The organism is Roseovarius bejariae, from assembly GCF_009669325.1.
GTDB classification, from domain to species: domain Bacteria; phylum Pseudomonadota; class Alphaproteobacteria; order Rhodobacterales; family Rhodobacteraceae; genus Roseovarius; species Roseovarius bejariae.
Genome location: NZ_SZWE01000001.1, coordinates 385,848 through 399,563 on the forward strand (window position 1 = coordinate 385,848; position 13,716 = coordinate 399,563).

The 13,716-nt window shown below is 62.1% G+C and carries 14 protein-coding genes; 11 read left to right on the forward strand and 3 right to left on the reverse strand.

The annotated features are described in order from the left end of the window. Window positions 1-14: 14 nt before the first annotated feature. Window positions 15-1,274 carry a vWA domain-containing protein gene (locus FDP25_RS01900; protein WP_154148480.1) on the reverse strand — a complete coding sequence of 420 codons (1,260 nt, stop codon included), beginning with the start codon at window positions 1,272-1,274 and terminating at the stop codon, window positions 15-17. A gap of 57 nt (window positions 1,275-1,331) precedes the next feature. Then, window positions 1,332-2,240 carry an AAA family ATPase gene (locus FDP25_RS01905; RefSeq protein ID WP_154148481.1) on the reverse strand — a complete coding sequence of 303 codons (909 nt, stop codon included), beginning with the start codon at window positions 2,238-2,240 and terminating at the stop codon, window positions 1,332-1,334. A 191-nt stretch (window positions 2,241-2,431) separates the two neighbouring features. Between FDP25_RS01905 and FDP25_RS01910 the strand changes: the two genes are divergently transcribed. The 11 genes from FDP25_RS01910 to FDP25_RS01960 all read left to right on the forward strand — a co-directional run bounded on the left by FDP25_RS01910 (window position 2,432) and on the right by FDP25_RS01960 (window position 13,103). Then, window positions 2,432-3,394: a phosphoadenosine phosphosulfate reductase gene (locus tag FDP25_RS01910; protein ID WP_154148482.1), complete on the forward strand. Its 963-nt coding sequence runs from the start codon at window positions 2,432-2,434 to the stop codon at window positions 3,392-3,394. A 54-nt stretch (window positions 3,395-3,448) separates the two neighbouring features. Then, window positions 3,449-4,486, forward strand: coding sequence for a dihydroorotase (pyrC, locus tag FDP25_RS01915; protein WP_154152996.1), 1,038 nt, complete (start codon window positions 3,449-3,451; stop codon window positions 4,484-4,486). A gap of 76 nt (window positions 4,487-4,562) precedes the next feature. Continuing rightward, window positions 4,563-5,237: an orotate phosphoribosyltransferase gene (locus FDP25_RS01920; protein ID WP_154148483.1), complete on the forward strand. Its 675-nt coding sequence runs from the start codon at window positions 4,563-4,565 to the stop codon at window positions 5,235-5,237. A gap of 223 nt (window positions 5,238-5,460) precedes the next feature. Further along, on the forward strand, window positions 5,461-6,948 hold the full coding sequence (locus FDP25_RS01925; protein WP_154148484.1) for a replicative DNA helicase: 1,488 nt from the start codon (window positions 5,461-5,463) through the stop codon (window positions 6,946-6,948). A 59-nt stretch (window positions 6,949-7,007) separates the two neighbouring features. Next, entirely contained in the window at window positions 7,008-8,045 is a 1,038-nt protein-coding gene (gene alr, locus FDP25_RS01930; protein ID WP_154148485.1) for an alanine racemase, read from the forward strand. After that, window positions 8,042-8,827, forward strand: coding sequence for an MlaE family ABC transporter permease (locus tag FDP25_RS01935; protein ID WP_154148486.1), 786 nt, complete (start codon window positions 8,042-8,044; stop codon window positions 8,825-8,827). The genes alr and FDP25_RS01935 overlap by 4 nt, the downstream gene beginning before the upstream one ends. After that, window positions 8,824-9,570, forward strand: coding sequence for an ABC transporter ATP-binding protein (locus FDP25_RS01940; RefSeq protein WP_154148487.1), 747 nt, complete (start codon window positions 8,824-8,826; stop codon window positions 9,568-9,570). Before FDP25_RS01935 ends, FDP25_RS01940 begins: the two co-directional genes overlap by 4 nt. A 192-nt stretch (window positions 9,571-9,762) precedes the next feature. After that, on the forward strand, window positions 9,763-10,908 hold the full coding sequence (locus FDP25_RS01945; protein WP_154148488.1) for an acyl-CoA dehydrogenase family protein: 1,146 nt from the start codon (window positions 9,763-9,765) through the stop codon (window positions 10,906-10,908). Further along, complete coding sequence (locus tag FDP25_RS01950; protein ID WP_154148489.1) at window positions 10,905-11,948, forward strand: enoyl-CoA hydratase/isomerase family protein; 1,044 nt, start codon at window positions 10,905-10,907, stop codon at window positions 11,946-11,948. Before FDP25_RS01945 ends, FDP25_RS01950 begins: the two co-directional genes overlap by 4 nt. Before the next feature lie 3 nt (window positions 11,949-11,951). Further along, the gene (mmsB, locus tag FDP25_RS01955; protein ID WP_154148490.1) at window positions 11,952-12,824 is read left to right on the forward strand and encodes a 3-hydroxyisobutyrate dehydrogenase; all 873 of its coding nucleotides are present in this window, start codon (window positions 11,952-11,954) and stop codon (window positions 12,822-12,824) included. A 72-nt stretch (window positions 12,825-12,896) separates the two neighbouring features. Next, window positions 12,897-13,103, forward strand: coding sequence for a YgaP family membrane protein (locus FDP25_RS01960; protein ID WP_154148491.1), 207 nt, complete (start codon window positions 12,897-12,899; stop codon window positions 13,101-13,103). 194 nt (window positions 13,104-13,297) lie between these two features. Here FDP25_RS01960 and FDP25_RS01965 read toward each other — a convergent pair whose 3' ends face one another. Continuing rightward, complete coding sequence (locus tag FDP25_RS01965; RefSeq protein WP_154148492.1) at window positions 13,298-13,669, reverse strand: hypothetical protein; 372 nt, start codon at window positions 13,667-13,669, stop codon at window positions 13,298-13,300. Window positions 13,670-13,716: the final 47 nt, after the last annotated feature.

The following is a 13,716-nucleotide window of genomic DNA, read 5'->3' on the forward strand; positions in this document are numbered from 1 at the left end:
ATCAATGCGGCCGATCAAGCCTTCATCGCCGCCATCAACCGGGCCTTTTCGCCCATGTCGTCCGCATTCGATATCGCCTGCGCCAAGTCCTCCAGCGTGGCGATGGAATGGCCCGCGCGGAAGGCATCGACATGCGGCAGCATGGCCTTGATGCCACTAGCCTTGGGGGCGAACCCGTCCCACCTCAACAAGGGATTGAGCCATATGAGGCGGCGTGCGGAGAGGTGCAGCCGCTCGATTTCCTTTTCCAGGGGCGCTGCATCGCCCCGGTCCAGCCCGTCGGTGATCAGCAGAACAACCGCCCCCTGCCCCATGACCCGGCGCGACCAATCCCGGTTGAAGGCATGCAGGCAATCGCCGATCCGGGTGCCACCCTCCCAATCCTGCGCCTCCTTGCCGGCGGCGGCCAAGGCCGCGTCGACATCGCGGGTGGCCAGATGGCGGGTGATATTGGTCAGGCGTGTGCCGAAGGTGAAAGCATGCACCTTGGCCCAGCCCGCGCCCTTTTCGTTTGCGACCGCGTGCAGGAAATGCAGGACCATCCGGCTGTATTGGCTCATCGAGCCGGAAATATCGCAGATCACCACGAGGTTGGGCCAGCGCGGCCGCGGTTTTTGCCGGTGGATGCGGCGCAACTCGCCGCCTCGCCGCAGGGCCGCGCGCAATGTGGCGCGGGCGTCCAGCCGCGCGCCCTGCGCATCGGCCATGCCCCGGCGCGAGGCAAAGGGTTTCACCGGCAGGCGCAACCGCGCCAGCATCCGCTTGGCCTGTGCCACTTCCTCGGTCGACATCTGTTCGAAGTCCAGTGTCCGCAGGCGTTCCTCGGTGGACATGGTAGCCGAGGCGTCGATCTCGATCACCGTTTCTTCCTCGGGCTGGTCGGCCAGTTCCGGGATATCCGGCTCCACCCCATCGAGCAGCGCCTCCGCCGCGCGTTTCTCGGCGGACTGGGCCACGCGCTCCTCCTGCACGCCGCGAATGGCGGGCAGCATCATGGCCATCATGTGCTCCATATAGCGCGGGTCGCGCCAGTAAAGGCGGAAGACCTGTGCGAAGACCACCGCGTGCTCGGGTTTGGAGACGAAGCAGGCCCGCAGGGTATAGAAAAAATCCGCTTTCGAGGTGAAGCCCGCCGCCTCGACCGCCCGGATGGCATCAATCACCCTGCCTGTCCCGATGGGCAGCCCCGCCTTGCGCAATGCCCGGGCGAAATGAGTGATGTTATGGGTAAGCTTGGGGTTATCCGGCAGCTCAAGATCGGGATATTCAACCATGGCCCTCTTTGGGGGCCAGCCCCCAAACCCCCGGAGTATTTCGGGAAAGATGAAGCATCACGCCGGCTCCAAACTCGCCTTGGCTTCATCCAGAATGCGTTTGGCCTCGGAGCCCTGGATCTGCTGGATGTCGTCTTGATACTTGAGGATCGCGCCCAACGTGTCGGCGATCACCTCTGGGGAAAGCGAGATTACGTCCAAGGCGAGCAGGCACTTGGCCCAGTCGATGGTTTCCGCCACGCCCGGTTTCTTGAACAGGTCCTCGGTGCGCAAGCGCTGAACGAAGGCCACCACCTCGCGGCTGAGGCTGTCTGCGGCCTCAGGGGCGCGGGCTTGCAGGATTTCGATTTCGCGGTCGAATGTCGGATAATCGACCCAGTGATAGAGGCAGCGGCGCTTGAGGGCATCGTGCACTTCGCGCGTACGGTTGGAGGTGACGATGACGATGGGCGGCTCGGGGGCCTTGACCGTGCCCAGCTCCGGGATCGTCACCTGGAAATCGCTGAGCGCCTCCAGAAGGAAGGCCTCGAAGGGTTCGTCGGTGCGGTCCAACTCGTCGATCAGAAGGACAGGCGCACCGCCTGCCTGCGGGCGCATCGCTTGCAAAAGCGGGCGTTCGATCAGGTATTCGTCGGAGAACAGCTCATCCTTGAGATGTCCACGGTCCACCCCGCCCGCCGCTTCGGCGGTGCGGATGGCGATCATCTGTTCGGCAAAGTTCCATTCATAAACCGCAGAGGCCGAATCGAGCCCCTCGTAGCATTGCAGCCGGATAAGCCGCCGCCCCAGCGCCGCCGACAGGGCCTTGGCGATCTCGGTCTTGCCGACCCCTGCCTCGCCTTCCAGGAACAAGGGGCGCCCCAACCTGAGCGACAGAAACACCACCGTGCCCAGATCGCGACCACAGACATAGCCTTGATCCGATAAAAGCCCCTGCACCCCTTCGATTGTTTGCGGCTGTGTCATGGCATCCCTCCCTTGCCCGAAAAAGAACTGCATGGCTGATCAAGGCGGGTCAAGGGCACAGGCGTCACAGTGCGACCTTGGTCGCAGCCTCAAAACCTCTTGGATTCTCCCAAATTTTGCCCAAGTTGACACCTAACACTTGGCGCAAAGAGCGCGCCAAGCGCTGCACGTGCATTGAGGACTGTTACAAGATGCAGGATAACCCCAATATCTTCGAGATGTCGTTCTCCGGCCTGACCTGGGATGCGTGGATCGACAAGGTCGATGACCATATCGTTGAGAACGGCTTTGTCGAATATCTGGGGGCACGGCATTTCGCGGCCTTTATCGAAAACAAACCCACCCTGTTGGTCACTTTCGAATCCCTCGACCAAGTGCAGGCACTGTCGGCCAATGGCCAACCGATGGGCTGGAGTTTGGCCAAGGCGCTTGGCTGGTCGAGCATGGCCTTGGTGAGCGATGGCGACACATGGTTCCGCGACCCGCGGGTTTTTGGCTTTTTCGACCGCCTGATCGACGACGGCTTTTTCGAGAAGTTCGAGCAGATCCTGTTTTACGGCGCCGGGGCCGCGGGCTATGCCGCGGCGGCCTTTTCCGTGACCGCTCCGGGCGCGCGCGTGCTGTGCATTCAACCGCAGGCGACTTTGGACCCACGTGTTGCCGAATGGGATAACCGGTTTCTGCAAATGCGCCGAACCGACTTCGATACGCGCTATGGCTATGCGCCCGACATGCTGGACGCCGCCGACAAGGCCTTTGTTCTCTACGATCCCGACAACAGGCTTGATGCCATGCATGCATCCTTGTTCACCCGGCCCAATGTGACCAAATTCCGCATGCGCCACCTTGGCCCAGACATGGAGCAAAGCCTGATGGGCATGTCGCTCCTGCTGAGGATCATCGCGCAGATGAGCGCGGGCAAACTCGACCGCCTGCACCTTGCAAAGCTTTTCCGCGCACGCCGCCGATACGTTCCCTATCTCAAGCGGGTCATGTTACGGCTTGAACGCGACGAGCGCCTTTACCTGAATGCGCTCTGGGCACATCAGGTGATGCGCAACACCCCCGGGCCGCGCTTCCGAAAATCCCTGCGCTTTGCCTATGACAAGGCCGAAGCGCACGGCATCCCCATGCCCGAACGCGAATTCGCATGATTTGAGGCCTCGGGCATCTGGCGTGGGCCCGCGCGATTGTGTAAGCCCATGTCCATGACTCAGAGCCTGACCCTCAAACGCCCCGACGATTGGCACCTTCACCTGCGTGACGGGGCCATGCTGCGGGCCGTGCTGCCCGAAACCACGCGGCACTTTGCCCGCGCGATCATCATGCCCAACCTCGTGCCGCCCGTCGTCACCGCCGCCGACGCCCGTGCCTATCGTGAACGGATCATGGCCGCGTGCCCCGAAGGCAGCGATTTCACACCGCTGATGACGCTCTACCTGACCGAGGACACGGACGCGGAGGATCTCGCCGCCGCCCATGCCGAGGGGCTGATCACCGCCGTCAAGCTTTACCCCGCCGGGGCCACCACGAATTCCGCCAGCGGCGTACGCGACTTTGACAAGGTGCGCGGCGTGCTTGAGAAAATGGCCGAGATCGGCTGCCCGCTTTGCGTCCACGGAGAGGTGACCGACCCCGAGATCGACATCTTCGACCGCGAGGCGGCATTCATCGACCGGGTGCTTGACCCCATCCGCCGCGCCACGCCGGGCCTGCGCGTGATCATGGAACATATCACCACGCGCGACGGGGTGGACTACGTCAAATCCAACGACACCGATTTGGGCGCCACGATCACAACCCATCACCTCGTGATCAACCGCAACCATATCCTCGTCGGCGGCATCAAACCGCATTACTACTGCCTGCCCGTCGCAAAGCGCGAAGAACACCGCCTTGCCCTGCGCGCGGCGGCCACCAGCGGCGACAGCCGGTTTTTCCTCGGCACCGACAGCGCCCCGCATACCGACGCGAACAAGGAAAGCGCCTGCGGCTGCGCGGGCTGTTTCACCGCCACCAACACGCTCTCGATCCTCGCTCATGTGTTCGAGGAGGAAGGCGCGCTCGACAAGCTCGAAGGTTTCACATCGCGCCACGGCCCGGCCTTCTATGGCCTGCCCGAAAGCGATGAGACCATCACCATGACCAAGGGCGATACCGTCACCTACCCCGACCAGATCATGACAGAGGACGGCCCCGTAACCGTCTTCGATCCGGGCTTCCCCCTGCAATGGCAAGTGACCTGATCCTTTCTTCTTTTCAAAAATATCCCCGCCGGAGGCATGAAATCTCTGGCGCGCCGCATGCAAAAGGACGACACCGATGATCCCTACCGCCTATCCCTCGCAAGATGAAATCGCCCGCCTCACCGCGCGCATGCTGCTGGAAATCGAGGCGGTGCATTTCAACGCTGACGAGCCCTTCACGCTGGCCTCCGGCCTGCCCTCGCCCACCTATATCGACTGCCGCAAGCTGATCAGCTTCCCGCGCATCCGCTCGACCCTGATGGATTTCCTGGCTGTCACGGTGATGCGCAACGCGGGGCTTGAGGCCTTTGACAACGTGGCGGGCGGCGAAACCGCGGGTATCCCCTTTGCCGCACTGGTGGCCGAGCGGATGGCCCTGCCGATGACCTATGTGCGCAAGAAGCCCAAGGGCTATGGCCGCAACGCCCGAATCGAAGGCGCGATGAGCGAAGGCCAGCGCGTGTTGCTGGTCGAAGACCTGACCACCGACGGCGGATCGAAGATCAGTTTCGTCGATGCCATCCGCGACACCGGGGCCAGTTGTGCCCATACGGCGGTGATCTTCTATTACGGCATTTTCCCCGAGACCGAGAAAACCCTTGGCGATCATGGCGTTACCCTGCATCACCTGTGCACATGGTGGGATGTTCTGGCCGAGGCCCGCGCGCAAGGGGCCTTTGACGCGGCCACGCTGGACGGGGTCGAATCGTTCCTCAACGATCCGCGGGCCTGGCAGGCGGCGCGCAGCTAAGCGGCACCGCCGTATTCACGCGCAAATAAAGAGTCTCTGCGGCTTTGAAGTCACGCAGTGGCCGGTGCAACACCCGGCCACCACAAGATCAGCGGCAATTTACCCCCTGCACCGCAAGATCATGTGTGCTATCTTATCCACAGCCTGTCCACAGAGTTATACGTCTGGCCCTTGAATGCGTGGGGCCCTATGACCGTCCAATCATGAAAATTCGGGGGACAAGATGAACGAGGTCGCAAGTTTCAACGCCACCGGCGCCGAGGTGCAGGACCCCGAAACAATGCCCCACTCGATCGAGGCCGAACAGCAATTGCTGGGCGCGCTTCTGACCAACAACGACGTCTATGACCGCGTCGCTTCGATCATCAAACCGCATCACTTCTACGATCCCGTCCACGAACGCATCTATGAAACCGCCGTGGCCCGCATCGCTAAGGGCAACCTCGCCTCGCCGGTCACGCTCAAGGCGTTCCTTGAGGATGACGAAGGGCTCAAGGAACTGGGCGGTCCGGCCTATCTGGCGCGTCTGGCGGGCGCCGCCATTTCCGCCTTCGCCGTTCGCGATTATGCCCAGATGATCCACGACATGGCCGTACGCCGTGAATTGATCGCTCTGGGCCAGGAGATCGCGGGCAAGGCGATCCGCGCCGATGTCGACTCCGAGCCCAAGGATCAGATCGTCGAGGCCGAACAGAAGCTCTACAAACTCTCCGAACAGGGCCAATCGGAATCGGGTTTCCAAAGTTTCCTGCGCGCCGTCACCGATGCCGTGAATGTCGCCAACGCCGCCTATCAGCGCGACGGCGGGCTGGCCGGGGTCTCCACCGGCCTTATGGATATGGACAAGAAGCTCGGCGGGTTGCACAAGTCCGACCTGTTGATCCTCGCCGGTCGCCCCTCGATGGGGAAAACCTCATTGGCCACGAACATTGCCTTCAACGTCGCCAAGGCCTATCGCAAGGGGACCCTGCCCGACGGCACCGAAGGCGCGGTCGATGGTGGCGTCGTGGGCTTCTACAGCCTCGAAATGAGCGCCGAACAGCTGGCGGGCCGGGTGCTGGCCGAAGCCTCGGAAATTTCCTCGCACAAGATCCGCCAAGGCGACATGGACGAAAGCGAGTTCCGCCGCTTCGTCGAGGCCGCGAAAGACCTTGAATCCTGCCCGCTCTTCATCGACGACACCCCCGCCCTGCCCATCGCCCAATTGGCCGCCCGCGCACGGCGTTTGAAGCGTACCCATGGCCTGGACCTTCTGATCGTCGACTACCTTCAACTGATCCGCGGCACCTCCGACAACCGGGTGCAGGAAATCGCCGAGATTTCCATGGGCCTCAAGGCCATCGCCAAGGAACTCAACATTCCCGTCATCGCCCTCTCGCAGCTTTCGCGCCAAGTGGAAAGCCGCGACGACAAACGCCCACAACTTTCGGACCTGCGCGAATCCGGCTCGATCGAACAAGACGCCGACGTGGTGATGTTCGTCTTCCGAGAGGAATACTACGTCGAGCGCGAAAAACCTTCGGACGAAAAGCTTGAAGAAATGGCCGCGTGGCAAGAACGCATGTCGCGCCTGCATGGCAAGGCCGAGGTTATCATCGGCAAACAGCGTCACGGCCCCATCGGCACCGTCGAACTGGCCTTCGAATCGCAGTTCACCCGCTTCGGCAACCTCGCCAAGCCTTGGCAGCAAGGCGACGATCAGGGGTTCTGAGGGCAGGCGCACCGCCTTTTCTCTTGACCCCCCGGCGCAAGCTGTCAAAACCCACTGTCATGAGTACCGCGACCCTTACGATTGACCTTGATGCGATCCGTGCCAACTGGCGCGCGCTGGATGCCCTGATGACCGGCGAAACCGCGGGCGTGGTCAAGGCCGACGCCTATGGGCTGGGCGTGGGCAAAGTGGCCCGGGCCCTGGCCCGCGAAGGGGCCCGCAGCTTCTTTGTCGCCATGGCCGAAGAAGGCGCCGCCCTGCGGGCCGAGCTTGGCCCCGGCCCCGCAATCCACGTGTTTTCCGGCCACATGGCGGGCGACGCCGATATGATCGGCGATTGCGATTTGATCCCGATGATCAACTCCATCGACCAGATGATCCGCCATGTCGAGGCCCTGCCCGGCCATGCCTTCGGAGTACAACTCGATTCCGGCATGAATCGCCTTGGAATGGAACCCGCCGAATGGGCCGCCATGCGCGACGTGGCATTGGAGCAAACCCCGGCCCTTCTCATGTCGCATCTGGCCTGCGCCGATGAGCCCGACCACCCGATGAATGCCCAACAGTTGGACGCCTTTCGTGCCATGACAGCCGAAACGGGCGTGCCGCTGTCCTTTGCCAACACCGGCGGGATTCTTTTGGGCCCCGAATATCACTTTGACCTCGCCCGCCCCGGCATCGGCCTTTACGGCGGCCTGCCCTTTGCCGACGCATCCCCCGTGGTGACACTCGACATCCCGGTCATTCAATGCCGCGATCTCGCCCCCGGCGAAACCGTGGGCTACGGCAACAGCTTTACCGCCCCGCGCCAAATGCGCGTGGCCACCATCAGCGCGGGCTATGCCGATGGCATCCTCCGCGCCATGGGGCCGAAAACCAACCTTTGGGCCGAAGATGTGCCCTGCCCCATCGCGGGCCGTATCTCGATGGACCTGATCGGCGTCGATGTGACCGACCTGGGCTATGACCCCAAATCGCTTGAACTTCTGGGGCGGCACAATTCCATCGACACGCTGGCCGACAACGCGGACACCATCGGTTATGAAATCCTGACCTCCCTTGGCAACCGCTATAGCCGCAGGTACCTGGGCGGATGACTTGGGCCTTGCATCTTCTGGCCATGATCGGGCGCAGTGTTCTGGGCATGCTGGCCACCGTGGGCCGTGTGGCGATCTTTGCCGGACATACCATCAGCCACCTCTTTCGCCCCCCCTTCTACGCGCGCGAGTTCGGCCATGCCCTGATCCAGATCGGCTGGCTTTCGCTGCCCGTCGTGGGGATGACGGCGCTGTTCACCGGCGGCGCACTGGCCCTGCAAATCTACGCTGGCGGCTCGCGCTTCAACGCCGAAACCGTGGTGCCCTCCATCGTCGCCATCGGCCTCACGCGGGAGCTTGGCCCGGTCCTGGGCGGTCTCATGGTCGCCGCGCGGGTGGCCTCCTCCATCGCGGCCGAGATAGGCACCATGAAGGTGACCGAACAGATCGACGCGCTGACCACACTGTCCACCAACCCGATGAAATACCTGACCCTGCCGCGGGTTCTGGCCGCCACGCTTGCCGTGCCGGTGCTGGTGGGCGTGGGCGATGTGATCGGGATCATGGGCGGCTTTCTTGTGGGCGTCGGGCGCTTGGATTTCGGCGCTGCCACCTACCTGCACAACACCATGGATTTCCTTGAAACATGGGATGTCGTTTCGGGCCTCATCAAGGGTGCGGCTTTCGGCTTTATCGTGGCGTTGATGGGCTGCTACTACGGGATGCATTCTGGCCGCGGGGCACAGGGCGTGGGCCGCGCCACCAAGGCCGCGGTGGTCGCTGCCAGCGTGCTGATCCTCGCCTCCAACTACCTCCTGACAGAACTGTTTTTCTCGGCATGATCGAACTCAAGGATGTCCATAAAGCCTTTGGCAGCAACCGGGTTCTTCGCGGGGTCGATCTGACGATTGAAACCGGCACCTCCATGGTGATCATCGGCGGCTCGGGCACCGGCAAATCCGTGGCGCTGAAATGCATCCTCGGCCTGATCCACCCTGACAGCGGCGAAATCACACTCGATGGCAAGGATGTCACCAAGGGCGACCGTGACGCTTTCCTCGCCCGGTTCGGGATGCTGTTTCAGGGCGGTGCGCTCTTCGATTCGCTGCCTGTTTGGCAAAATGTGGCCTTCCGCCTGCTGCGCGGGTCCCTGAAACGCCCCAAGGACGAGGCCCGCGAGATCGCCATCGAAAAGCTGCGCCGCGTCGGCCTCACACCCGAACAGGCCGATAAATTCCCTGCCGAGCTTTCGGGCGGCATGCAAAAGCGCGTCGGGCTGGCCCGCGCCATCGCCGCCGAGCCGGAAATCATCTTTTTCGATGAACCCACTACCGGGCTTGACCCGATCATGTCGGGTGTCATCAACGACCTCATCCGCGAAATCGTGGTCGAGATGGGCGCCACCGCCATGACCATCACCCACGACATGACCAGCGTGCGCGCGATTGCCGATAATGTCGCCATGCTGCATGACGGGGTGATCCAATGGACCGGCCCCGTGGGCGAGATGGACAATTCGGGCGATCCCTACCTCGATCAATTCATCCACGGCCGCGCCGAAGGCCCGATCGAAGCGGTCCGCTGAGCCGCGTTTTCTTGCAAAGAAAACGGACCGAAATCTTTTCAAGATTTCGACGCCGCCCCCAAGTCTCGCAATCTTGCGGTTTTCCATTTCGGGTAACGCCGCTACCCTACCCGAGACGCCCCCTTGCAACATTGCTGCAATGATTGCTAATTAAACACGCGTTCAATTACATGCCGCCGGGAGGAGACGCAGATGGATTTCGCCTTGAGTGAGGAGCAATCGGCCATTTTCGACATGGCCCATGCCTTCGGGCAGGACAATATCGCCCCCCATGCCCAAACGTGGGAACGCGAGGGCACCATCCCGAAAGAGCTTTGGCCACAGATCGCCGAACTGGGCCTTGGCGGCATCTATGTCAGCGAAGAGTCCGGTGGTTCCGGCCTCACGCGGCTCGACTCCACCCTGATCTTCGAGGCCCTGTCGATGGCCTGCCCCTCGGTCGCGGCGTTTCTGTCGATACACAATATGTGCGCCAAGATGATCGACACCTTCGGCAGCGACGAACTCAAATCGCGGGTTCTGCCCAAGGCGCTGACCATGGAAACCGTGCTCTCCTACTGCCTGACCGAACCCGGCTCGGGCTCGGACGCCTCGGCGCTCAAAACCAAGGCTGAACGCACCAACGAGGGCTATACCCTCAACGGCACCAAGGCGTTCATCTCTGGCGGCGGATACTCCGACGCCTACGTTGTCATGGTGCGCACCGGCGAAGATGGCCCCAAGGGCATCTCGACCGTCTACGTCGAGGACGGCACCCCCGGCTTGTCCTTCGGCGGGCTTGAGGACAAGATGGGCTGGCGCAGCCAACCCACCGCCCAGGTACAATTCGACAATTGCAACATTTCTGCCGATAATCTGGTGGGCGAAGAGGGAAAAGGTTTCACATATGCGATGGCGGGCCTTGATGGCGGGCGTTTGAACATTTCCGCCTGCTCGCTTGGCGCGGCACAACAGGCGCTGAACATGACCCTGCAATACATGTCCGAGCGCAAGGCCTTCGGCAAATCCATCGATCAGTTCCAGGCCCTGCAATTCCGCCTTGCCGAAATGGAGATCGAACTGCAAGCCGCCAGAACCTTCCTGCGCCAAGCGGCGTGGAAGCTGGACCAAGGCGCACCGGATGCCACCAAGTTCTGCGCCATGGCCAAGAAATTCGTGACCGAGGCAGGCTCGAATATCGTCAATCAATGCCTGCAACTGCACGGCGGCTATGGCTACCTTGCCGATTACGGAATCGAGAAACTAGTCCGCGATCTGCGCGTGCATGAAATCCTCGAAGGCACCAATGAGATCATGCGCCTGATCGTGGCCCGCCAACTGCTGGCAGAACAGAAATGAGCGATATTGATATCCGCATCACGGGCCGCGCCGGGCGCATCACCCTGACCCGGCCCAAGGCCCTCAATGCCCTCAGCTACGAGATGGCGCTTGAGATCGAAAAAGCGCTGGATGCCTGGGCCGAGAATGACGCGGTTGATCTGGTGGTGATCGACGCCGAGGGCGAGAAAGCCTTTTGCGCGGGCGGCGACATTCAAAAGCTTTATGAGACAGGCCGCGCCGGGGATTTCACCTATGGGCGCACCTTCTGGCGTGACGAATACCGCCTGAATGCCAAGATCGCCGAATACCCCAAACCCTATGTCGCCTTCATGCAGGGCTTTACCATGGGCGGCGGCGTCGGCATTGCCTGCCACGGGTCGCACCGGATCGTTTGCGAAAGCAGCCAGATCGCCATGCCCGAGGTCGGCATCGGCCTTGTGCCGGATGTCGGAGGCTCGCTTCTCCTTGCCCGTGCGCCGGGGCGCGTGGGCGAATACCTTGGCACCACGGCGGCCCGGATGAGCGCGGGCGATGCGATTTATGCAGGCTTTGCCGATACATACGTCCCGGCTGAGGCATGGCCCGCCCTGATCGCTAAGCTCGAAGAGACCGGCGATACCGGCGTGATCGCGGAGGCCACGCAAACCCCACCCGACAGCCCGCTTGAAGCCAGACACGCACGGATCAACGCGCATTTCGGCGGGGATGGCCTGACCGACATCCTCAATTCCCTGCGCGCCGAGGATAGCGATTTCGCGGATGACACGCTCAAATCCATGTCCCGCAATTCGCCCCTGTCGATGACCTGTGCCATCGAAATGATCCACCGCCTGCGTGGCCCCGCTGCCGATATCCGCCGGGCGCTTGATCTGGAATATCGGTTTACCTTCCGCGCCATGGAACAGGGCGATTTTCTGGAAGGCATCCGCGCCGCCGTGATCGACAAGGATCGCGCGCCGCAATGGCAACACGGGCTCGATGCCCCACCCTCGCTGGCCGCAACGCAGATGTTGATGCCGCTGGGGCAAGACGCACTTTCATTCGACAAGGAAGGATAAGCCATGAAAATCGGGTTCATCGGACTGGGCAACATGGGCGGGCCAATGGCCGCCAACCTGGCCAAGGCGGGCCACGAGGTGACAGGATTCGACATGGCCGAGGTCAGCATCGAAGGCATTCAAATGGCCAACAGCGCCACCGAGGCCGCCAAGGGCGCGCAGGTGGTGATCACCATGCTGCCCAATGGTGACATCCTGCGCAAGGTCGCCGCCGAGGTGATCCCGGCCATGGACAAGGGCGCGGTGCTTCTGGATTGCTCCACCGTTGATGTGGACAGCGCCCGCGCCGTGGCCGAACAGGCACAGACGGCCGGCCTTTCCGCCCTCGACGCGCCCGTGTCGGGCGGTGTCGGCGGCGCGCAGGGCGGCACGCTGACCTTCATGGTCGGCGGCGACGAGGCCGGGTTCGCCACCGCGAAAGAGCTGTTCGACATCATGGGCCAGAAGGCCGTGCATTGCGGCCCCTCGGGCAACGGCCAAGCCGCCAAGATCTGCAACAACATGATCCTTGGCGCCACCATGATCGTCACCTGCGAGGCTTTCGCGCTGGCCGACAAGCTGGGCCTCGACCGTCAGGCGATGTTCGACGTGGTTTCCACCTCCTCTGGCTCCAGCTGGTCGATGAACACCTATTGCCCCGCGCCGGGGATCGGGCCGCAAAGCCCCTCGGACAACGATTATCAACCCGGCTTCGCCGCCGACCTGATGCTCAAGGACCTGCGCCTTGCGCAAGCCGCCGCCGAGTCGGCAGATGCCGATACACCGCTTGGCGAGGCCGCGATGCGCCTCTATGCCCAGTTCGTCGAGGATGAAGACGGCAAGGGCCGCGATTTCTCGGCCATGCTGCCGCGCTTCGAGAAACGCGGCCGAAATTGATCTGCGTCATATTCCGGAATGTATATTTATCATTAATATACGTTCCGGATACACCTTTTGGGGAGACGACAGATGTTTAAAAAGAATATGGGAAGCGCCGACCGCGCGATCCGTGCGATTGTCGGCATTGTGCTGCTGATCCTCGCCTTCACTTCGCTGGCAGGCACGTGGGCTTGGATCGCCGGGATCGTGGGCGTGGTCCTTCTGGCCACCGCCGCCATGGGCTCCTGCCCGCCCTATACGCTACTGGGGATCAACACCTGCAAGAAGAAATCCTGAACCTTCTCAGCCACCACATACCAAACAGCAGGGCCGCCCCCTTCGGGCGGCCTTTTTCGTTCCCACACAGCCGTAAGAACAGCAGAACACTACCCAGACATATTCCCGCGTGGGCGACAACGTCTATCTCGTCGATCGTGACACAGGCGAAGTGCTGGAGCTTTTCGGAACCGTGGCGCTGGTGCCGGGCTGACTCAATCCGTCAACTCCAGACCAAGGTGGTCGATCAGTGACGCGCAATATCCGATCCAGTCACGGTAGTCCTGCGTCATGATATAGCGCATCCCCTTGGCATCCCATTTTTCCGCCTTGGCACTTGCCAGATCAGAGACATACCGTTCAGCGTTGCCACGTCCTTCCTGGTGCGCGCGGGCCTGCGCGGCCACCAGCAACTTGTCCTTCGCCCGATCCAGCGCATAACCCTTGCCGTGGTTGGCCCGCTCCGGCTCGGCCCGGTTCGTGATCGTGAACAGCATGGCACAATCGACCAGACTTTCGCTGATGGGCTGCCCCGCCTGCAAAGGCGTTGCGGATAATGTCATGGCCAGACCTGCAATTAAACGCACAAAAACCTCCTGTCGTCGCACTCCGACAGGCTTACACTGACATTCCG